This is a genomic window from Phocoenobacter uteri (assembly GCF_900454895.1).
Taxonomy (GTDB): Bacteria; Pseudomonadota; Gammaproteobacteria; order Enterobacterales; family Pasteurellaceae; genus Phocoenobacter; species Phocoenobacter uteri.
Genome location: NZ_UGTA01000001.1, coordinates 996774 through 1017578 on the forward strand (window position 1 = coordinate 996774; position 20805 = coordinate 1017578).

The 20805-nt window shown below is 35.7% G+C and carries 18 protein-coding genes; 6 read left to right on the forward strand and 12 right to left on the reverse strand.

The genetic code is table 11. From position 1 onward, the window contains the following. Window positions 1–59 precede the first annotated feature (59 nt). The 7 genes from DYE60_RS04350 to argH all read right to left on the reverse strand — a co-directional run bounded on the left by DYE60_RS04350 (window position 60) and on the right by argH (window position 7607). Window positions 60–761, reverse strand: coding sequence for a hypothetical protein (locus DYE60_RS04350; protein WP_115315416.1), 702 nt, complete (start codon window positions 759–761; stop codon window positions 60–62). Further along, entirely contained in the window at window positions 758–1456 is a 699-nt protein-coding gene (gene pgl, locus DYE60_RS04355) for a 6-phosphogluconolactonase (protein WP_115315417.1), read from the reverse strand. The genes DYE60_RS04350 and pgl overlap by 4 nt, the downstream gene beginning before the upstream one ends. 6 nt (window positions 1457–1462) lie before the next feature. Then, window positions 1463–2947: a glucose-6-phosphate dehydrogenase gene (gene zwf, locus DYE60_RS04360; RefSeq protein WP_115315418.1), complete on the reverse strand. Its 1485-nt coding sequence runs from the start codon at window positions 2945–2947 to the stop codon at window positions 1463–1465. An 81-nt stretch (window positions 2948–3028) separates the two neighbouring features. Further along, window positions 3029–3835, reverse strand: coding sequence for a 3'(2'),5'-bisphosphate nucleotidase CysQ (gene cysQ, locus DYE60_RS04365; protein WP_115315419.1), 807 nt, complete (start codon window positions 3833–3835; stop codon window positions 3029–3031). Between the two features lie 68 nt (window positions 3836–3903). Further along, on the reverse strand, window positions 3904–4836 hold the full coding sequence (locus tag DYE60_RS04370) for a CobW family GTP-binding protein (protein WP_115315420.1): 933 nt from the start codon (window positions 4834–4836) through the stop codon (window positions 3904–3906). Between the two features lie 232 nt (window positions 4837–5068). Next, complete coding sequence (locus DYE60_RS04375) at window positions 5069–6121, reverse strand: NAD(P)-dependent alcohol dehydrogenase (protein WP_115315421.1); 1053 nt, start codon at window positions 6119–6121, stop codon at window positions 5069–5071. Window positions 6122–6233: 112 nt separating this feature from the next. Further along, a complete protein-coding gene (gene argH, locus DYE60_RS04380) occupies window positions 6234–7607 on the reverse strand; it encodes an argininosuccinate lyase (protein WP_115315422.1) in 1374 nt (457 codons plus the stop codon). Between the two features lie 265 nt (window positions 7608–7872). On the opposite strand from argH, the gene proQ reads away from it, so the two are divergent. The 5 genes from proQ (at window position 7873) to DYE60_RS04405 (ending at window position 15390) form a co-directional block, all read left to right on the forward strand. Next, window positions 7873–8523, forward strand: coding sequence for an RNA chaperone ProQ (proQ, locus tag DYE60_RS04385; RefSeq protein ID WP_115315423.1), 651 nt, complete (start codon window positions 7873–7875; stop codon window positions 8521–8523). A gap of 2 nt (window positions 8524–8525) precedes the next feature. Next, window positions 8526–10544, forward strand: coding sequence for a carboxy terminal-processing peptidase (gene prc / locus DYE60_RS04390; protein WP_115315424.1), 2019 nt, complete (start codon window positions 8526–8528; stop codon window positions 10542–10544). 88 nt (window positions 10545–10632) lie between these two features. Next, entirely contained in the window at window positions 10633–13965 is a 3333-nt protein-coding gene (gene mscK, locus DYE60_RS04395) for a mechanosensitive channel MscK (RefSeq protein ID WP_115315425.1), read from the forward strand. Further along, entirely contained in the window at window positions 13949–14635 is a 687-nt protein-coding gene (locus tag DYE60_RS04400; protein ID WP_115315426.1) for a M15 family metallopeptidase, read from the forward strand. Before mscK ends, DYE60_RS04400 begins: the two co-directional genes overlap by 17 nt. After that, complete coding sequence (locus DYE60_RS04405; protein WP_115315427.1) at window positions 14632–15390, forward strand: class I SAM-dependent methyltransferase; 759 nt, start codon at window positions 14632–14634, stop codon at window positions 15388–15390. Before DYE60_RS04400 ends, DYE60_RS04405 begins: the two co-directional genes overlap by 4 nt. Before the next feature lie 91 nt (window positions 15391–15481). Here the strand turns inward: DYE60_RS04405 and DYE60_RS04410 are convergent, their stop codons facing one another. Together DYE60_RS04410 and thiI are read right to left on the reverse strand one after the other, a co-directional pair. Next, window positions 15482–15865, reverse strand: a complete 384-nt coding sequence (locus tag DYE60_RS04410; RefSeq protein WP_115315428.1) for a SufE family protein — start codon at window positions 15863–15865, stop codon at window positions 15482–15484. 93 nt (window positions 15866–15958) lie between these two features. Then, entirely contained in the window at window positions 15959–17407 is a 1449-nt protein-coding gene (gene thiI, locus DYE60_RS04415; protein WP_115315429.1) for a tRNA uracil 4-sulfurtransferase ThiI, read from the reverse strand. 229 nt (window positions 17408–17636) lie between these two features. Between thiI and sodC the strand changes: the two genes are divergently transcribed. Next, window positions 17637–18191, forward strand: coding sequence for a superoxide dismutase family protein (gene sodC, locus DYE60_RS04420; protein ID WP_115315430.1), 555 nt, complete (start codon window positions 17637–17639; stop codon window positions 18189–18191). An 89-nt stretch (window positions 18192–18280) separates the two neighbouring features. On the opposite strand, the gene DYE60_RS04425 is transcribed toward sodC, so the two are convergent. Genes DYE60_RS04425 through lolB form a run of 3 tightly spaced genes read right to left on the reverse strand, consistent with a single transcriptional unit; the run spans window position 18281 to window position 20742 of the window. Continuing rightward, window positions 18281–19231: a ribose-phosphate pyrophosphokinase gene (locus DYE60_RS04425; RefSeq protein WP_115315431.1), complete on the reverse strand. Its 951-nt coding sequence runs from the start codon at window positions 19229–19231 to the stop codon at window positions 18281–18283. Window positions 19232–19253: 22 nt separating this feature from the next. Next, window positions 19254–20114, reverse strand: a complete 861-nt coding sequence (gene ispE / locus DYE60_RS04430; protein WP_245942674.1) for a 4-(cytidine 5'-diphospho)-2-C-methyl-D-erythritol kinase — start codon at window positions 20112–20114, stop codon at window positions 19254–19256. After that, window positions 20098–20742: a lipoprotein insertase outer membrane protein LolB gene (gene lolB, locus DYE60_RS04435; RefSeq protein ID WP_245942675.1), complete on the reverse strand. Its 645-nt coding sequence runs from the start codon at window positions 20740–20742 to the stop codon at window positions 20098–20100. Before lolB ends, ispE begins: the two co-directional genes overlap by 17 nt. Window positions 20743–20805: the final 63 nt, after the last annotated feature.

Consider the following 20805-nt stretch of genomic DNA (forward strand, 5'->3'; position numbering starts at 1 on the left):
TTTTAGCGGTCTGATTTTTATTAAAATCACAGATCACGTTATAATCAAACCAGTTCGTTTTACTCAAAAAAGATTTTTTGTTTTCTCAATTTATCTTTATTTTTTTCATACCACAAAATATGCTCTCGAATTTCATCTCTTTTATCAAAGCTCCACAACATACACCACTCAGCTATAAATATTAATATAAATGTAAATATCAAGACAATCTTAGATAAGTCTTCTCTATTTATAAATAAATCATTATCTTCTACTATTAAAATAATCCAATTAAAGATATTTTCCTTAAATACAACATAAAGCATAACAAAAATAAAACTTATACAAACAAATACACTCCAAGAAATCCATTTCCATATACGAGGACTATTAAAAAGCCAATATCTCCTATTTAAAACATATTTATCCGTTAAATAGCCTTGTTTTCTCAATTTTTCTAAATTAATAAATTTACAGAAATCATAAAATGTAATGTCATTCCTTACACAACTTATTACTTGGTCAAATGTAATTCCCTTAAACACCGATATCGTATTACAAGCCATATATTGAATAATTTGAGGCTGTCTTTCCAATTCCTCTATTTTATTTTTAACAAAAAATTTCTCTACCTGTTCATAGTCTTGAATAGCCAATGAAAGTCTATCTTTTCTTCTAGTATAGAAATGCTCTTTTATATACCATAAAATCCATATAAATAAAAAAGATATAGTTACTAACATTCCACTGTTAGATAAAATAGCTTGAATAATTGCGTTCACAACAATTCACTCGCTTCTTTATCCAAATACCATTCGGTATTACCATTGCTCGCTTTGATTCTAGCAGCTGGATAGCTTTGTGCTTTTGGATCATTTGCAAAAATTTGGTTAATTATGACCGCTTTACTTTGTCCTGTTACAAGATAAGTAATGCGTTTTGCTTTCTCAATCAATTGTGCTGTTTTTGAAATACGTAATTGCTTTGTTTCAGGATGTTCTGCAATTGTTGCTAAACGCTCGTCATCAAAATCTGTTTGGTTTGGGAAAAGTGAAGCGGTGTGTCCGTCTATTCCCATTCCTAAAATAACCCAGTCAAACTCTTGGTTTGGTACGCAATCAGTGATCTCTTGTTCAAAACGAATTAACTCACCTTGCACCTCTTTCTCGCCTAAAACTCGATGAATATTTTCTGCTGGAATATCAATATGATCAAATAATAACGCTTGCACTTCGCCATAATTACTTTCAGGATCAGTTGGTTCAACCATTCGTTCATCACCCCACCAGAAATGAAGGTTTTTCCAATTTATTTCAGTGTTATAAGGCGATTGAGCAAGTGTTTTAAAAAGTAATTTTGGTGTACTTCCACCTGAAAGTGAAATATGAACAGGCTGAGCCTGTTCGCTATACATTTTAAATTCTTGGGCGATCTTTTCAACAGCTTGTTGAGCAGTATCAAAAATAGTTTTATTCATTATTTTTTATACCTTTTTCTTCATTTTACCTGATGGACGACGCCATACTTTGCCTTCTTTGGCAATTAAACGATCCGCTTCTTTTGGCCCCCAAGTACCTGCTTCATAGTCATAAACTCGTCCGCCATTTTTCTTATAGGCTAAAATTGGCTCAACAAATTTCCAGCAAGCGTGTACTGCGTCAGTACGAGCAAATAAGGTCGCATCGCCTTTCATTGCATCTAATAATAAACGTTCGTAAGCAGTTAATAAGTTTGGCGACGCTAAATCTGCGTAGCTGAAATCCATTGACACTTCTTTTGAATCAAAACCTGAACCTGGTTTTTTCAACCCAAAACGCATTGAAATTCCTTCGTCTGGTTGAATGCGGATAATCAATTTATTATCTGGTGCATTTTGGCTAAACACTGGGTGCGGTGTCGTTTTAAAGTGAATTACAATTTCTGTTACACGTGTTGGCAAGCGTTTTCCTGAGCGAACATAGAAAGGTACACCAGCCCAACGCCAGTTATCAATTTCACAGCGTAATGCCATATAAGTTTCTGTACTAGATTCTGCAGGTACGCCTTTTTCTTCTAAATAGCCTTTTACTTTTTCGCCATTGATTTCCGCACTGGTATATTGCCCTAACACTAAATTATGTTTTACGGTTTCAGTATTTAATGGATGTAAACAATGTAATACTTTTGCCACTTCATCACGCATTGAATCTGCGTTGATAATCGCAGGTGGTTCCATTGCAACCATTGCCAAAACTTGTAATAAGTGGTTTTGGAACATATCACGCATTGCACCAGAGCCATCGTAATAACCACCACGATCGCCTACACCAATCGCTTCAGCCCCTGTGATTTCAACATAATCAATGAAGTTTCTATTCCAAAGTGGTTCAAATAGACCATTTGAGAAACGTAAAACTAATAAGTTTTGTACCGTTTCTTTTCCTAAATAGTGATCGATACGGTAAATCTGATGTTCTGCAAAATAGTGATGAATTTGAATATCTAACGCTTTTGCGGTTTCAATATCGTAACCAAATGGTTTTTCAACAATTAAACGTTTCCAACCATTTTCTTCGGTATTTAAACCGTGAGCGGCTAAACATTCTGGAATGATACCGTATAAACTTGGAGGGGTTGATAAGTAATAAAGTGTATTACCTTGTGTTTGATAAAGTTCGTGCAACTCTGCTAAGCGTGGCACTAATTTGCCATAATCATTTGAATCTGAGGTATTTACTGCTTGATAATAAAGATGTGAACAGAATTTCTCTAACATTTCACTGCTTTCATTACCTGCTTCAAGTAATGCACCGCGCATTTTTTCACGGAAAGTTTCATCGCTAAATTCACTACGTGCGACACCTAAAACAGAAAAGTTTTCAGTAAGTCGTCCGATACTGTATAAATCATAAAGTGCAGGAATCAGTTTACGATATGTTAAATCCCCTGATGCACCAAAAATTACAATACAATTATTATCTGCGTTCATTTTTACACCTATATTACCTTTTATTATTCGTGTTAATAATTTGTTATAACTATGCAATAATTTTTACGTTGTTACCAGTAGTTAATAACTATCAAATTGATAAATATTTTGCCAATCAATGCTTTTATCCCCTACCATAACAAAAGGAGGATTGATAAATGTTTCTCGTTGATTATAAGTTAAAGGCTCAAAATTAAGATTATAAATTTCACCACCTAATTCAGACAAAATCACCTCAGCTGCCGCAGTATCCCACTCCCCTGTTTTACCAAGACTAACATAACAATCCACCTTTCCTTCTGCCACAAGCCCCGCTTTTAAACTGCTTGATCCCATAAAGAAAAAATCAAGCTGATGTGAAGATATGAGACTATCTTCTACAATTAAGCGGGTATCTTTTCTTGTGGTAACAACTAAGCGGTCAGATTTTTTATCTTTTTTGCAATTTTTTTGCAAACGAGATGTTTTACCTTTTTCAACCAAAAATGCACCTTGATTTTCAATCGCATAATAGGTTTTATCAATAATAGGTGCGTGAATAATCCCTAACACGGGTTTATTATTGCGTACCAATGCGATCATTACCGAAAATTGTCCTGTTCGATCAATAAATTGTTGCGTACCATCAAGAGGATCAATCAACCAATATTCCTTCCATTGTGAACGTTCCGCAAGTGACACTTGGCAATTTTCTTCGGATAAGATTGGTATGTTGGGGGTCAGTTTTGAAAGTGAATGGATTAAAAATTTGCTAAGAAATAGATCTGCTTCGGTGACTGGCGTACGATCAGATTTTATATGAATTTTAACCGAACCAGCATAAAACTCCGTTAAGTGCAATCCTGCTTGATAGACAATGTCTAATACTGATTGGGTTAATTGTTGCATTATCGTATCCTTGTTATTAAAAATATTCAGAGAATGAACGATGATTGTAAACTATTTTTCTAAAAAAATTAACACATAAATAATTGTTGAATCGCCTGATGATTTAATTGCTGACCAATTACCACGATACGTTCATCGGGCATTTCGGTGCAACCTGTAATGGTATATTGACTTTCCACAATATCAAATTTTGTCCAAAAACCACCTATTTTTGCATAGCCTTTTACGCGTGCCACTTTGCCAAATAAGCCTGATGTAAGCCAAAATAATTTATCCGCAAGTTGATCAATAGTTGAAATATGATGAGATGAAAAACTGATATTCTCCAATGGATCGACTTTTTGTGCTTCGTGACGGAAAAAACGATAATTCACTTTATTATTTTTTTGTTGAATTTCAATGCCTTTATCCAATAATGCCAGCCACTGCTCTTTGTGCCATTCGCTATAATGAGAAGGCAAAAACTCCACATTATTTGCAAATTTCAATTCTTTTTTGACCGCTTGAAAGTCTGTTTCTGTAAAAGTTTCTGATTTACTCACGACTATTGTGCCTGCGGTATTGAGCTGATCTTGAAAATAATCAGGATAATTCTGCTTACTTTCTTGATAATGGCGACCGTCCACAATCGTAATCGGGGCAATCAATGAAATATCTTCATACACAATACGATTAAGCTGTTCAAGAATTTTACTCGGCATTGCGACACCACTTGGCTCAATCAACAAATAATCTGGGTTAAGCGTATTGGCAATCGTTAGCACCGAGTAGCTGAAATCTAAATTGAGCGAGCAACAAATACAACCTTCTGTCAGCTCCCACACTTTCATATCAACATCTTTATTTTGGCTTTGCTCTTGTTTTAATAGTTCACCATCTAGCCCCAATTCGCCAAATTCATTTTCTAAAATAACAAATTGACGTCCTGTTTTTTTAACCATTTCTTTAATAAAAGACGTTTTGCCTGCACCGAGAAAGCCAGAAATTACAAGTATTTTCATTTAATTAACCTAATAAAAGTATCTTTAAATAAGATTATAGAGGAGCATTAGCAAACATCGTTTACGTATATGCTCCCGAAGAGTAATTTAATTTTAACAGGAGGATATTCCATTCGCTACGCTCATTCAATCCTCCCCGACTTATTTTTACAAATAAAAAAGCACGGTTGCTTTCGTTAAATCCGCAACCGTGCTTTTATATAAGAATAATAGCTTATAAGTTGCTATTAAATTATATTACAACCACTGGTTTAATTAAGTCAGCTGGTTTATCTTTCATTAGCATTAACGCATCTTCAACGTGTTCAAAACCTTTGAATTTATGCGTAATCAATGGCTTAACATCTAATTTACCACATTCAATTAAGCTTGCTAATTTTTCAAGACGTAAACGACCACCAGGCATTAAACCACCGTTGATTTGTTTGTGTCCCATACCTACACCCCAAGTTTCACGAGGAATGTTGATGTGTGTACCACGACCTAAGTAGTTTACATTACCAATTTTACCACCCGCTTTTAACACGTTGATAATTGGTTCAAAAGTTTCAACTGTACCACCCGCAATAATCGCTTTATCAACGCCTTTGCCGTTAGTCATTTTCATTACTTGTTCATCGATTGGCTCGTCATAACCAATGAAATCTGTTGCACCATAGCCTTTTGCTGCTTCACGACAATTTTTACGTGTACCTACACAAATGATACGTGATGCACCACGTAAAGAAGCACCAGCAACCGCCATTAAACCAACTGGTCCAATACCAACAACTAGTACTACATCACCAAATTGAACGTCAGCTAATTCTACACCGTGGAAACCTGTTGGTACCATATCTGATAACATACACGCTTCTTCTGGTGAGATTGAGTCTGGTAAGTGAGCAAGGTTTGCGTCAGCATGGTTTACGTGGAAAAATTCGCCAAATACACCGTCTTTAAAGTTAGAGAACTTCCAACCAGAAAGCATACCGCCTGAGTGCATTGGGAATCCGCCTTGTGCTTCAACCGTACCCCAGTCTGGTGTGATTGCAGCAACCATTACACGATCGCCTACTTTGAAGTCTTTAACGAGTTCGCCAACTTCAGCAACAACACCACAGCCTTCATGACCTAAAATCATATCTTTTCTGTCACCTAATGCACCTTCCCATACGGTATGCGTATCTGAAGTACAAGGTGAAAGCGCCAAAGGTTTGATAATTGCGTCCATTGGTCCACAAGCTGGTTTTTCTTTTTCAATCCAACCTGTTTTTCCGATACCTAACATTGCAAAGCCTTTCATTTTAGTTCTCCTATAGAAGTTAATATTAAAAAATATTGCTGATGAGAATTATACTCTTTTAGAAAACCAAATCACGCTTTTTTTTCTCTATTTGGTGTAAAATTTTAGTTAATTATTTTAACATTTTTTCAGCAATTTCAATCGCTTCAGCGACACGCCCCTGATTTACACCACCTTTAGCACAACGTTTATCTAAGCAGGACGCAATCGATAAAATAGAATACACATCATCAGTAATCACTTTATGGAATTGAGCAAACTCCATTAAACTTAATTCTTCCAAAGCTTTGGCGTTTTTGATAGCGTAAACAACCGCTTCTCCCACGATATGATGTGCCTCTCTAAATGGAATCCCTTTTGCGACCAAATAATCAGCCAACTCCGTCGCATTCGCATAACCTTGTTTTGCCGCTTCTAAGGTTCGTTCCGTATTTATTTGTATATCCTCTAACACCAAACTTGCCATATCTAAACAAGCAAGCCAAGTATCAACGGTATCAAAAATCCCTTCTTTATCTTCTTGCATATCTTTATTATAAGCGAGAGGTAAGCCTTTCACTGTAGTTAATAGCCCCGTTAATGCACCAATTACTCGCCCTGTTTTACCACGAATAAGTTCACACGCATCTGGGTTTTTCTTTTGTGGCATCAAAGATGACCCTGATGTGACACGATCCGCTAATTCCACAAAATTGGCTTCACCACTGTTAAAAATAATCAAATCTTCTGAAAAACGAGAAAGGTGAACCATACTAATCGAAGCGACAGAAAGTAATTCTAGGATATGATCACGATCAGACACACTATCTAAACTGTTGTTTGTTGCACTGGCAAAACCAAGATCTTGAGCCAGTTTTTCACGATCGATCGGATATGCTGTCCCCGCCAACGCACCACAACCTAAAGGGCAAGTATTCATTCTGTGATAAGCGTCTTCTAAACGAGAATAATCACGCCCCAGCATTTCGTAATAAGCCAAGCACCAATGTGCAAAAGTCACAGGTTGAGCACGTTGTAAATGGGTATAACCAGGCATTACAGCATTTTGATGTAGCTTCGCTGTTGTAACAAGTTTTTGCTGTAAATGACGAACCCGTTGCTGTAATAATTTGACCTGTGCTTTACACCATAATTTAATATCTAGTGCCACTTGGTCATTACGACTTCTTCCTGTATGCAATTTCTTACCCAAATCGCCCAATTTTTCAATCAGTTTCGACTCTACCCAGCTATGAATATCTTCATTATCATCTTGCAAAATCACCATCAAATTAGGTGCTAATTCTGCGTGCAATTCTTGCAGGGCTTGAATCAGCTTCTGCTCTTCTTTCTGTGTAATAATACCTACGGAGGCAATCGCCTTCGCCCAACCTATTGAGCCTTCAATATCTTGTAGTCCTAAGCGATAATCAAAACATAAAGAGTCATTAAAAAGTTTAAAACGTTGATCCACTGATTCACTAAAACGTCCGCCCCAAAGTGCCATAAATTTTTCCTCTTGAGTAAAATGAGCCTTCTCGGATTTTTGCATAATTATTCGTAGATAGTCAATGCCCCTCTAAACTCATCCTTACATTCAATATAAATGTCAGAAAAAAAGAATTTAGCGGTCATATTTACCTTAAAATTTGCAAATTTGCGACTTTCAACACAAAAATCATTATTTCTATTGAATATATATAGCTGAAAGGGAACAAATAAAATATAATTATCAGATTTGAATAAACTTACTTATAACCAACGGAAACATTATGTCTGAACAACAAATTGAAACACAAACAACTCAAACTGCAAAAACAACTATGAGCGTAAAAGAAACGATCGCTTATTTAGCAGAAAAATTTCCTCTTTGCTTCTCACTTGAAGGCGAAGCAAAACCACTTAAAATTGGTCTATTCCAAGATCTAGCTCAAGCATTAGAAAACGATGAAAAAGTCAGTAAAACAATGATTCGTCAAGCAATGCGTGGCTACACTATGGGATGGCGTTATCTTAATGCCTGTAAAGAAGGGGCTGAACGTGTAGATTTAGAAGGCAAACCTGCTGGTACAATTGATGCAGCACAAGCAGAACACGCCGCTCAAACTTTAGCAGAGTCTAAAAAAATTGTTGCTGAGCGTAAAGCACAACAACGCAAAACAGAACGTAAAGAATTCTTTAAAAAGAAAGCGTTAGAAGAGAAAAAAGCAGTAAAAAAAGCACATCGTCCAAAAGTTGCAAAAAAAGCTGAAAAACTGACTGCTTTAGAAACCTCAGAAATCACAAAAGGTTTAACGGTGAAAGTGAAAGTAGGAAGTAGTGTACAAAATGCAACTGTTTTAGCAGTGGAAAAACAAGAAGCAAGAGTTCAACTTACTTCTGGATTAACTTTAAACGTGACTTTAAATTCTATTTTTAGCTAATAATGAAAAAATTTAATATTAAACATTTTTCTTTAATTTGCTTGACCAGTTTTCTCGCAAGTACTAGCCTTGCGGTAACGCCTGAAATTAAAGAAAGCGATATTATTACTCCTTTGCCGAATGAAGATCATCATATTTCGACACAACGAGTAACAGGACGTTTAATACAATCCCATTATCGTAAGTTTGATTTGGACAATGATTTTGCTAATAAAATTTTTGACCGTTATATCGATTGGTTAGATGGTACGCATAAAATATTTTTGCAATCTGATGTCGATCAACTACGTCAACAATATGCAACGCTGTTAGATGATGAGCTTTATCAAGGAAAACTAGATTCTGCCTATAAAATCTATGACTTAATGGCAAAACGTCTTTATCAACGTTATCATTATATGCTGACCTTAGTGGATAAACAGCCCGATCTGACTCAAGATGATGAGATTGAAAAAGATCGTGAAAAAGCAGCGTTTCCTAAAACAGAAGAAGAGGCAAAACGCTTATGGAAACAGCGTTATAAACACGATGTAATCACGCAATATCTTAAACACAAGACGTGGTCAGAAACCCAAAAGAAATTAGCTAAGCGTTATAATTTAGCAATTCGCCGTTTAACTCAAACACATGCCGATGATATTTTGCAAATGTATTTAAACGCTTTTGCAAGAGAAATCGATCCTCACACCACTTATCTTTCACCTCGAAATGCACGACGCTTTGAAGAAAGTATGAAACTTTCTCTTGAAGGGATTGGGGCAACGCTTTATATGGACGATGATGTCACAACGATTAAATCACTAGTTAAAGGTGCACCTGCTGAACGTAGCAAACAGATCCATCCTGAAGATAAAATTGTTGGTGTTGGGCAAGCAACTGGTGAAATTGAAGATGTTGTCGGTTGGCGAATTGATGATGTTGTTGATAAGATCAAAGGTAAAAAAGGTACGAAAGTACGTTTAGAAATTGAACCTGCCAAAGGAGGCAAGAACCATATCGTGACTATTGTACGAGATACGGTTCGCCTTGAAGACAGTGCAGCAAAATTAACGATTGATAAAATCAATGGCAGAAAAGTCGCAGTTATTGAGAGCCCAACCTTTTATATGGGGTTAACCAAAGACGTCAAAAAATTATTAGTTAAAGTCAATAAACAAAAAATTGATGGTCTAATTATTGATTTACGTGCAGATGGTGGTGGCTCATTAACTGAAGTCATTCGCTTAACAGGCTTATTCATCAAACAAGGACCTGTCGTCCAAGTACGTGATGCCTCAAACCACATTAAAGTTTATATAGGTGGAAGCGATAAAGATGTGCTTTACCGTGGTAATATGATCGTGATGACGGATCGTCATAGTGCTTCTGCATCGGAAATTTTTGCAGCAGCAATGCAAGATTATAACCGTGCAATTATTGTGGGACAGACGACGTTTGGAAAAGGAACTGTTCAACAAGGGCGTCCTTTGAGCAGTATGTTTGATAAAGAGTTAAAGCAGCTCGGTATGTTGCAATATACCATTCAAAAATTCTATAGAATCAATGGTGGTAGCACACAACAAAAAGGCGTTGAACCAGATATTCATTATCCTGAGATCATCAACGCAAAAGAAGTGGGTGAAAGTTTTGAGGATAATGCTTTGCCTTGGGATAAAATTCCACAAGCAAACTATCAACTGTCCACGAATGCTCGCCAATTTGTTAAAACACTCACGAAAAAGCATCTGAAACGTATTGCAAACAATCCTGAATTTATCGCTCTAGCAAAAGATATAAAAGCTGAGCGTGAAGAAGATAACAAAAAATTCTTATCTTTAAATTTAGAAAAACGTAAGCAACAACGTCAAATTGATGATAACCGCCGTTTAACTACGCTTAATTCTCGCTTTAAGCGTGAAGGTAAAAAACCATTGAAAGATTTAGATGATCTTCCAAAAGATTATGAAGCACCTGATTTCATTTTAAAAGAAACGGAAAATATGATGTCTGATTGGCTTCAACTCAGCGAGAAAAAATCATAATATTTAAAATTATAGCGGTTAAATTTTAATTGAAATTTACAAATTCAAGTAGAATTTAATCGCTTAACCACCAAGGAGTTCCAACCAAATGAGAAAGCTTTTTTCTTTACTCTCTTTTTTATTTAGTGTCAGCTTTATAACCCCTTTAGCTTTCGCTTCTCTTCCAGCACTTTCTGAATTAAATATCCAGCTTGAAACAGCGCAAAAACAAGATCCAAAAGACACCACGCTTATCAAAAATTTAGAAGAGACTATCGACTTATTAACGAAAGTAGAAAATCAAAAACAAAAAAATAAAGAATTAGAGCTTCTGCTTATTGATATTGATGGCAAAATCCAGCAAGGGCAATCTGATATTTCTAGTATAAAGCAAGAGCTAACACAAGATCTGGATAAAGAAAAAAATATCGAGACAGCTGAGAGTATTGATGAGCTACAAACAAAATTAGATGATAATCTTAGAGACCTTAAGAATCTTCAATCCAATTTAAATAATGCAAATTCTAATTTAGTGCAACAAAACAACCTATCTGCAAATGCACAAACAATGCTTGCTGAAAATTCGCAGAAAAATCAGGAAATTAACAACCAACTTTCATCTGGCAACCTTAGTCCAACACTTCAAAAAAAATATATTGTTGAACTAGAATTGTTAAATTTACAAAATAATTTCAATAAAACCTCATTAAAATTTAATGATAAAATTACGCTTTATTATCAAACCCAATCAAATTTATTACAATCAAAAGAAAATTTATTACAAGAAAAAATAACTGAGCTTCAAACTCAAATCAATAATAAACGCTTACAACAATCTCAAGAACAGTTTGAAAAAACGCAGAATAATCAACTTGGGACAGAAGTTAATAAAGCTATTCAAACCGAATTGAATATCAATACTCAGTTAAGTAAACAGCTTCTAACTCAAACAAAAGAAGCGAATATGCTTTCTCAAGAAGGCTTACGTTTACAAAATATTTTGAATAACTTAACGCAAACACAGCGTACATTAAAAGAGCAAATCAGTGCCTTGAAAGGAACACTGGTTCTATCACGTATTATTCAAAAACAAAAACAGAATTTACCTCTCAATACAAATATTAAAGATTTGCCTGATCAAATCTCAGAGCTTCGTGTCCGTATTTTTGATATGACACAGCAACGTAATGAGCTTTATATTCCTAATTCCTATATTGAGAAATTACAACAAAAAAATGATGAGAAATTTAGTCCTAATGATATTCATCAATTAACAAAGCTGCTGAGTGAACGTAAAAAATTATTAACTGATTTGCTCACTAATCTAAATAATCAGCTCAACCAGTCAATCAATTTAGATTTAGTACAAAAACAAGTTTCAGAAATTAGCAAACAGATTGAAGAAACACTTGTACAACAAAGCTTTTGGGTAAAAAGTAATGCACCACTAAACTCAAAGTGGTTAAAATCATTACCTAAATTATTAGCATTTCAACTTCAAGATATTACAAAAAAAGTAGATCTATCAAAAGATAATTCAGAATATTTTACCGGAATGCTTGCCCTGAGTATCCTACTTGGGCTCGTCTTTATTGTTACGTTTTATTTCAAAAAAGCAATTCAAAAACGTTTATCGATTATCAATGGTCAAGTTAATTCATTAAATGCTGATAGTCAGTGGCATACGCCAATTGCACTATTATGTACAATGTTGTTAACCATTCCAAAAATAATTATATTCTTTATTGCCACATTATGGTTAGGCTATTTTTACTTTACTACGCCAACAGAAATTTGGTCGTGGGGACTAAAAATGTCAGGCTATTTATGGCTGTTTAGCTTTATTCTTTCGTTATTTAATCCGAAAGGTATTTCCGTTAAACACTTTGGTTTATCAGAAGAAAGCTGTTATACATTCCAAAAAGTAATCCGACGTGGAATGATCGTTGTGCTTATTTTATTGAATATTTCTATCTTCACAAATGTGACTGAAAACGGCATTGGCGATGATGTTATTGGACAAATTATCAGTATTCTTGCTCTTGTCTTCTGTATTTTTATCCTTGCACCTAGCTTTAAACGTGCATTAAATGTTCATAATAAACACTCAGATGTTGATAAAACAGAAAACATTTTACTCACTACTCTACGCCTTTTGATTCAACTAACACCAATAGGCTTAATCGCACTTATTGCAATCGGTTACTACTATACCGCATTAAAACTGATCTCATTAACCATCACATCTTATATTATTATTGTTGTATGGTTACTCGTCAGATATATGATTTATCGTGCAGTACAAGTGGCTTCTCGTCGCTTAGCTTATCGTCGTTTACAAGAACAACGTCGTAATAAACCGATTGAAGCAACTACAAATGTCGCTGATGATATCATTTCTATTCCACAACAAAGTGAAAGTATCAAAGTTGGAATTTTAAAATCACAAATTATCCATATGACCAATATTATTTTATGGGTTGTGGTGATCGGTTTACTTTATAACGTATGGTCAGAACTCATCGTTTCTGCAGATTACTTAAATAATATTTCTCTTTGGAAACAAAGTGTTGTAACTGACAATGGCACACAAATAGAAACAATCACTCTCTTTAATCTCTTGATTGCATTGGTGATTATCGCCGTTACCTATATTTTAGTACGTAATATACGTAGTATTCTAGAAATCTTCGTGTTCTCAAGAATCACACTATCACAAGGAACGCCTTATACCATTACCACACTTCTTACTTATGCCATTGTTGCATTTGGTTCAGCAAGTGCATTCTCCTCTTTGGGAATGTCGTGGGCAAAATTACAATGGTTATTCGCAGCACTTTCTGTTGGGCTTGGATTTGGTTTACAAGAAATTTTTGCAAACTTTATTTCGGGGATCATCATCTTATTTGAACGTCCAATCCGAATTGGTGACGTCATTACCGTTGGCGAATTCTCAGGCACGGTTTCTCGTATCCGCATTCGAGCCACAACCTTAATGGATTTTGACGGAAAAGAAGTAATTGTACCAAACAAAAACTTTGTTACTGAACGTTTAACTAACTGGGCGTTATCAAGTGCAATTACTCGTGTCATTATCAGTATTGGGGTGGCTTATGGCTCAGATTTAGAACTCACTAGAAAGCTATTACTACAAGCAGCTGAAGAAACAGAAACCGTATTAAAAGATCCGGCTCCTGTGGTTTATTTCTTTACCTTTGGTGCAAGTACTCTTGATCACGAATTGCGTGTTTATGTGGGTGAAATTGGAGATCGAAATACCACTATTGATGCCTTAAACCGCAAAATTGATCAGTTATTTGCTGAAAATGGCATTGAAATTGCCTTTAATCAAATGGACATTTTCATCAAAAATCAGCCAAATGATAATGATGATGACGTTGCATTGCCAAAAGATATCGCAAAATATGCACAAGCTGGCTAATCTTTTAACAGGAAAATCCACCACGCATTTAGTGCCATTACCAAATGCGTTATCCCCTAACCACTTCTTACAACAAGAAGCGGCAACGGCATTTTTAGGTTTACAGCAAAAAGCGAAGCAAGCAGGTTTTAATTTACAACCTGCTAGCTCATTTCGTAATTTTGAGCGTCAAAAATTTATTTGGAATGCAAAATTTAATGGTACTCGTAAAGTGCATAATGACAATGGTGAAACCTTAAATTTATCTAAAATGAATGACTGGCAAAAGTGTCAAGCGATTCTAAGATGGTCTGCTGTGGCGGGGGCAAGTCGCCATCATTGGGGAACAGAAATTGATATTTTTGATCCTGATTTACTCCCTAAAAATCAATCTTTGCAACTTGAACCTTGGGAATATCAAGCGGGTGGATATTTTGAAGAATTTGCAAATTTTATGCAAAATTACACCGCTTATTTTGACTTTTATTTTCCTTTCTCTACTAATGAACAACAGAAAGATAAAAAAATTGGTATTGAGCCGTGGCACATTAGTTATCAGCCGATAAGTAGTCAATATCAAACCTTATTTACCCCCGAAATATTACAACTTGCGTGGCAAAATGAAGATATTTTAGGTAAAGATACCCTTATTAAACATATAGATACCCTTTTTAGCGATTATATTTTATGACAAAAATTCAACTTATTTGTGAAGCAGAAGATAAACAACCATTCCAAGCAATTTGCGGCAAATGGCAACTCGTTCACGACAATTCAGCTATTTTAGCCCTTGTTCAAACAGAACAACAACTTGAATTACGCAAATTAGATGAGCCTAAACTCGGTGCGGTTTATGTCGATTTTGTCAAAGGCACAATGGCACATCGCCGAAAATTTGGCGGCGGACGAGGCGAAGCGATTTCAAAGGCTGTTGGCATTAAAAAAGATATTCTTCCGAGCGTTATTGATGCAACCGCAGGCTTAGGACGTGATGCCTTTGTGTTAGCTTGTATTGGTTGTCAAGTTCGTTTGGTCGAACGTAATCCTGTCGTCGCCGCCTTATTGGAAGATGGGTTAGAAAGAGCCTATCTTGATCCTGAAATTGGCGAATTTATGCAACAGCGAATGCAATTGTTAAACGTACGATCTATTGCAGAATTAAGTGATGAGATAGAAAAAGCGGATGTAGTTTATCTTGATCCAATGTACCCACATAAACAAAAAAATAAAAAACAAGCCTTAGTCAAAAAAGAAATGCGAGTTTTCCAACACTTAGTCGGTGCAGATCTAGATGCGGATCAGTTCTTGGAAATCGCAAAAAATCTCGCAAAAAAAAGAGTCGTCGTCAAACGCCCTGACTACGCCCCTTTCCTAGCGGAACAAAAACCTGATTTTAGCCACACAACAAAGAATCATCGATTTGATATTTACCTAAAATATAATTAGTTTTTATCATAAAAAGAACAGAGTATAGCCTGTTCCTACGTTATTCTTTATTTAATCAGATGTAGCAACAGAGTATGCTCTGTCGTCGGTATCAAAGTGATTGTTGAATCACTTTTTCAATCTGTTGCAATCCATTTAAACGCGTACTGGTTAAATGTTTGGTAATCTGCAAATCATCAAAAATCTGTTGTAAATTAAGATCTTTTAACTCAGCAACAGATTTTTCCACAAGTACCGTAGCCACAATCATCAAAATTCCCTGCATTAACCTTGCGTCGCTGTATGCTTTAATTTCTCTTGGCTCAAGCTGAAAGGAAAACCACAAACGGCTTTCACAACCGTGAATCTCAGGTATGCTGGCTAATTCTTGTTCCGTTGGTTTAGGTAATTTACGGCTAAGCTGAATTAACAAACGGTATCTTTCTTCCCAAATTTTGCACATTTCAAATTGGGTGTAAATTTCTGATTGAGTCATTGTGATATTCCTTTTATATTTATGATAAATTACCATTGAAACAATATAGGGCGTATATATACGCCCCTACAATCAATTTAATCCGCTATGCACTTATGCTCTAAATACTTTCACATTCATAAAACCATTTTCTTTCAAATAAAGTGCCTGTAATTTACTCATCACACCACGACTACAATACAGCAAATAGTTTTTAGACTGATCTAATTCCGCAAATTGGCTAGATAATTTATAGAAAGGTAAATGTTTCACTTCCACACCTTCTAATTCAAAAGGTGTTTCATCCGCTTCTTCTGGGCTACGAATATCTAGCACTACATCATTTTCACTAAACTCAGAGGTGGTTTCAACGGCAACCACTTCTTTTTCTGTTTGTTCGGCAATATCTCGAATATCTAAAACATCGGCATTCTCAACCGCTTGGTTTAAAATTTCAAAATTAAAGTTATTTTCTTCTTCTAAAATTTTGCTTTCAATCGCTTTAACCGTTGGATTTTTAGAAATGACACCACAAAATTCTGGCATACTTTTGGCAATATCATCTGTACCAATTTCTTTTGCCATTGCAATAATTTGTTCTTTATCGTGTGTGATCAATGGACGCAATACTAAACGTTCAGAGGCTTTGTCAATTAAACGTAAATTGGTTAAGGTTTGGCTTGAAACTTGTCCTAAGGCTTCTCCTGTCACAATAGCCTCAATATTAAAACGCTCAGCAACTTTACTCGCTGCTCGAACCATCATACGTTTTAAAATCACACCCATTTGACCATTTTCAACTTTTTCTAAGATTTCGCCAACCACATCTTCAAAATTAACCGCAATAAAACGCACTTTGTGAGAGGTGCTATAACGACTCCAAATATGATACGCCATTTGTTTCACGCCAATTTCGTGAGCTGCTCCACCTAAATTGAAGAAACAGTAATGCACTCGAGAGCCACGTCTTAGTAGCATATAACTTGAAATGCCCGAATCAAAACCGCCTGAAATCAGAGAAAGTACATCTTCTTGCGTGCCGATTGGATAGCCACCTAGCCCTTGATAACGTTCTCTAATAAATAGCATTTTATCGTGATCAATATCAACGCGAACCGTCACTTCTGGTTTGGTTAATTTTACTTTTGCAGATTCAATACGCTGATTTAAACCACCGCCAATATAACGCTCTAAATCAATTGAACGGAATTCGTGTTTTCCTTTGCGTTTTACACGTACACAAAAGGTTTTATTTTCTAGCTGATCTTTTACCGCCAAATAAGTTTGCTCAAAAATATCATGCATATCGATGAAAGGCGTTTCTTCCACTTCTAAAATATGATGAATACCTGGGGTGCGTTGTAGCAAATCTAACACAAGCTGTTTTTTAGTTTCATCTTTAGTGCGGACTTCAATAAAATCCCAATTACGCACAACGGTCACTGTTTCATCGTGTTTAGTTAAGGTATTACGGATATTACTGGTTAAAATTTTGATAAAGCGTTTACGAACCGAATCGCTTTTAATCATAATTTCAGGAAAAAGTTTAATAATAAATTTCATAATTTGTTGTTTAGTTTTATAAATAAAAAAGTTGTGCGATCCTATCATAAATTTGTAAATTTAGGAAAAAATCTGACCGCTTAATCTGTTAAAAATGAGCATTAACAAGTCCAACCACTTTGGTACGTCATTGTTATCTTAAAAAATTTCAATAATAATGTTTCGCTTAAGCATTATTCTAAGGAATTAGAGTATAAATTTATTTATATTGAATATAAGGAAAATTCAAATGAAAAAAACATTAACTGTTTTCTTAACTTGTGGGATTTCTGCTGCTACTTTTGCTAACAACCTTGAAATGACTGATACAATGACACCATCAATCAAAGTGCAAATGAACGCCCTTGATCTTAAAAATGGCAATGCACCTATTGGTGATATTACTATCACGGAATCTAAGCACGGTTTAGTTTTTACACCGAATCTTACGGGGTTAATGGCTGGTTTACACGGTTTTCATATCCATCAAAATCCAAGTTGTGAGCCAAAAGAAAAGAACGATAAAATGGTTGCAGGCTTAGCCGCTGGTGGACATTGGGATCCGATGAATGCAGGACAGCACGGTCATCCTTGGGAAGATAATGCGCATTTAGGCGATTTACCAGCCCTAACAGTAAATCACGATGGAACAGCAACAAATCCTGTCTTAGCTCCACGTTTAAAACATTTAGATGAAGTAAAAGGTCACGCGATTATGATTCACGCTGGTGGAGATAATCACTCAGATCATCCTGCAAAATTAGGCGGTGGCGGTCCACGTATGGCATGTGGTGTGATCAAATAATAAAAATGAAATAGCCAATCTCATACCTAAATAAAAAGCTCAAAAATTAAATCTAACTTTTGAGCTTTTTGTTTTAATAAATTGAAAAATTATGCATTGAACATTGCAGAAATAGATTCTTCATTACTGATTCGGCGAATCGCTTCAGCAAGCATACTAGATAAAGTTAATTGACGCACTTTACCTAATGCAATGATTTCTGGCGACAATGCAATGGTATCTGTTACCACAATTTCATCTAATGCAGGATTGCTTAAATTTTTAGCCGCATTACCTGATAAAACAGGGTGTGTTGCATAAGCAAATAGTCGTCTTGCACCACGTTCTTTTAACGCTTCTGCTGCTTTACCTAAAGTACCACCTGTATCAATCATATCATCAACTAAAATACAATCACGGTCTTTAACATCACCAATAATGTGCATTACTTGTGCTACATTTGCTTTTGGGCGGCGTTTATCAATAATTGCCATATCAGTATCGTTTAATAATTTCGCTACTGCTCTTGCTCGCACAACACCACCAATATCTGGTGATACAACAATTGGATTAACCAGATCCGTTTTCTTTAAAATATCATTGATTAAGACTGGCGAACCAAACACGTTATCCACTGGTACATCAAAGAAGCCTTGAATTTGTTCTGCGTGTAAATCACAAGTTAAAACGCGATCCACACCTACACTTGAAAGAAAATCAGCAACAACTTTTGCTGTAATTGGCACACGAGCAGAACGCACTCGGCGATCTTGTCTTGCATAACCAAAATAAGGAATCACAGCTGTGATACGACCTGCCGAAGCACGACGTAACGCATCAATCATTACAACTAATTCCATTAAATTATCATTTGTTGGTGCACAAGTGGACTGGATAATAAAAATATCTCCCCCACGCACATTCTCGTTAATTTGCACCTGAATCTCGCCATCGCTGAAACGGCTAACCGTTGCATCTCCTAACGAAGTATAAAGGCGTTCTGCAATTCGGTTTGCAAGCTCTGGAACTGCATTTCCAGCGAAGAGTTGAATGTCGGACATTTTGTAAATAACCTCTAATAGTTTAAGAAAATAAATGTAATGTTTGATGTAAAGAAGAAATATTACATCCCTGTGCCACAAACCCACTCACTCCTGATGGCTTTAATGAAAACACGTTTTGGGCTTCTTCTTTATTATCAAATTCAGCAAAAACACAAGCACCTGTACCTGTCAATCTTGCAGGTGCATATTGTACCAACCACTGGATAAGATCTTCAACCTCTGAATAGTGATCTTTTACAACTTTTTCACAATCATTGCCCCATTTTCTGCTCAATAATTGATCTAAGCTAAGTTTTGGGGTATTTCGTGGTAAATTTGGATCATTAAAAACAACAGCTGTTGAAATATGTACCTCAGGCTTTAAAACAAGATACCATTTCTCTTTTGGCTCGCAAAAAGTAAGTTTTTCGCCCACACCTTCAGCAAAAGCAGAGCGACCTTGCACAAAAATAGGCACGTCCGCCCCAAGTGTTAAGCCTAATTGAGCCAATTCTGATAACGATAAACCCATTTTCCATAAGTGGTTTAATCCAACCAACACCGTTGCGGCATTGGACGAGCCACCACCAACTCCGCCCCCCATCGGTAAACGCTTTGTAAGTTTGATTTTTGCCCCAAAGGATGAGTGATAAGCGGTATGATTTTGCAATAATTTTGCAGCTTTATAAATTAAGTTCTGCTCTGTTGGCACACCATCAATTTGATTTAATAATTCAATTTCACCTGTATTGGTTAGCTCAAACTCAATTTCATCGCCAAAATCTAAAAATTGAAATAAGGTTTGTAGTTCGTGGTAGCCATCCGCTCGTTTTGCGTTGATATATAAAAATAGATTTAGTTTTGCAGGACTTGGTAAAATCATTCTAGTATTTCCAATCATCAAGTCTAATTTTTAAAATTTGATTACCATTATCTAATGCAATCAACTTAGGTAAATAAGGCTGTTTTGTTTCATCATATTTAAGATAACGTACCTGCCACATCTTGCCTTTTACAACATAATTAAATTGCATTAGCAGCCCTTTTTTATTCACTTTATAATCACTATTTTCAGCTGGAATTCCTTTCAACCAGTCACCTAATTGAGCCAATGGAAAACTACTGCCTAGCGTCCGTTCTAATAATAAATTAGCTTCATCATTAGAGCGAGTGTGTTTATTATCGGAAATCGTCAAGCCTTGTGTATCGTGGTGTAATTTTAAAAACTGGCTTGATAACGTAGAGGAAAGCATAAAATCAAAATTCTGTTTATTCTGGTAAGACCACTCAAATGATGATGAGAAACGCTCTTTCGGTTGAGCTGAAATATACCCAAATTGTCCAGTAGTTTGATAGGATTTTATCTGTTTAAGCTGAGTTAAATGAGATTGCCAAAGAGGATTATTATGGGAAACTGTCTGTGAGTTTTCTAATTGTGAAGGGCTATCTAGCACTGAGCTACAACCCGTCACACCTAAAATTGCTGTAATTAAGGTTAATTTAAAATATTTTTTGAAGTGTATCATCATATTATCATCGTAAAAAATAGAGGCTATAATATAACAGATTTTCATAAAAAAATAAGCGATAAA

Coding starts and splice junctions, on each gene's coding strand:
- pgl (WP_115315417.1), bottom strand. CDS start 1,456: ATGAATAAAACTATTTTTGATACTGCTCAACAAGCTGTTGAAAAGATC.
- zwf (WP_115315418.1), bottom strand. CDS start 2,947: ATGAACGCAGATAATAATTGTATTGTAATTTTTGGTGCATCAGGGGAT.
- cysQ (WP_115315419.1), bottom strand. CDS start 3,835: ATGCAACAATTAACCCAATCAGTATTAGACATTGTCTATCAAGCAGGA.
- DYE60_RS04370 (WP_115315420.1), bottom strand. CDS start 4,836: ATGAAAATACTTGTAATTTCTGGCTTTCTCGGTGCAGGCAAAACGTCT.
- DYE60_RS04375 (WP_115315421.1), bottom strand. CDS start 6,121: ATGAAAGGCTTTGCAATGTTAGGTATCGGAAAAACAGGTTGGATTGAA.
- argH (WP_115315422.1), bottom strand. CDS start 7,607: ATGGCACTTTGGGGCGGACGTTTTAGTGAATCAGTGGATCAACGTTTT.
- proQ (WP_115315423.1), top strand. CDS start 7,873: ATGTCTGAACAACAAATTGAAACACAAACAACTCAAACTGCAAAAACA.
- prc (WP_115315424.1), top strand. CDS start 8,526: ATGAAAAAATTTAATATTAAACATTTTTCTTTAATTTGCTTGACCAGT.
- mscK (WP_115315425.1), top strand. CDS start 10,633: ATGAGAAAGCTTTTTTCTTTACTCTCTTTTTTATTTAGTGTCAGCTTT.
- DYE60_RS04400 (WP_115315426.1), top strand. CDS start 13,949: ATGCACAAGCTGGCTAATCTTTTAACAGGAAAATCCACCACGCATTTA.
- DYE60_RS04405 (WP_115315427.1), top strand. CDS start 14,632: ATGACAAAAATTCAACTTATTTGTGAAGCAGAAGATAAACAACCATTC.
- DYE60_RS04410 (WP_115315428.1), bottom strand. CDS start 15,865: ATGACTCAATCAGAAATTTACACCCAATTTGAAATGTGCAAAATTTGG.
- thiI (WP_115315429.1), bottom strand. CDS start 17,407: ATGAAATTTATTATTAAACTTTTTCCTGAAATTATGATTAAAAGCGAT.
- sodC (WP_115315430.1), top strand. CDS start 17,637: ATGAAAAAAACATTAACTGTTTTCTTAACTTGTGGGATTTCTGCTGCT.
- DYE60_RS04425 (WP_115315431.1), bottom strand. CDS start 19,231: ATGTCCGACATTCAACTCTTCGCTGGAAATGCAGTTCCAGAGCTTGCA.
- ispE (WP_245942674.1), bottom strand. CDS start 20,114: ATGATTGGAAATACTAGAATGATTTTACCAAGTCCTGCAAAACTAAAT.
- lolB (WP_245942675.1), bottom strand. CDS start 20,742: ATGATGATACACTTCAAAAAATATTTTAAATTAACCTTAATTACAGCA.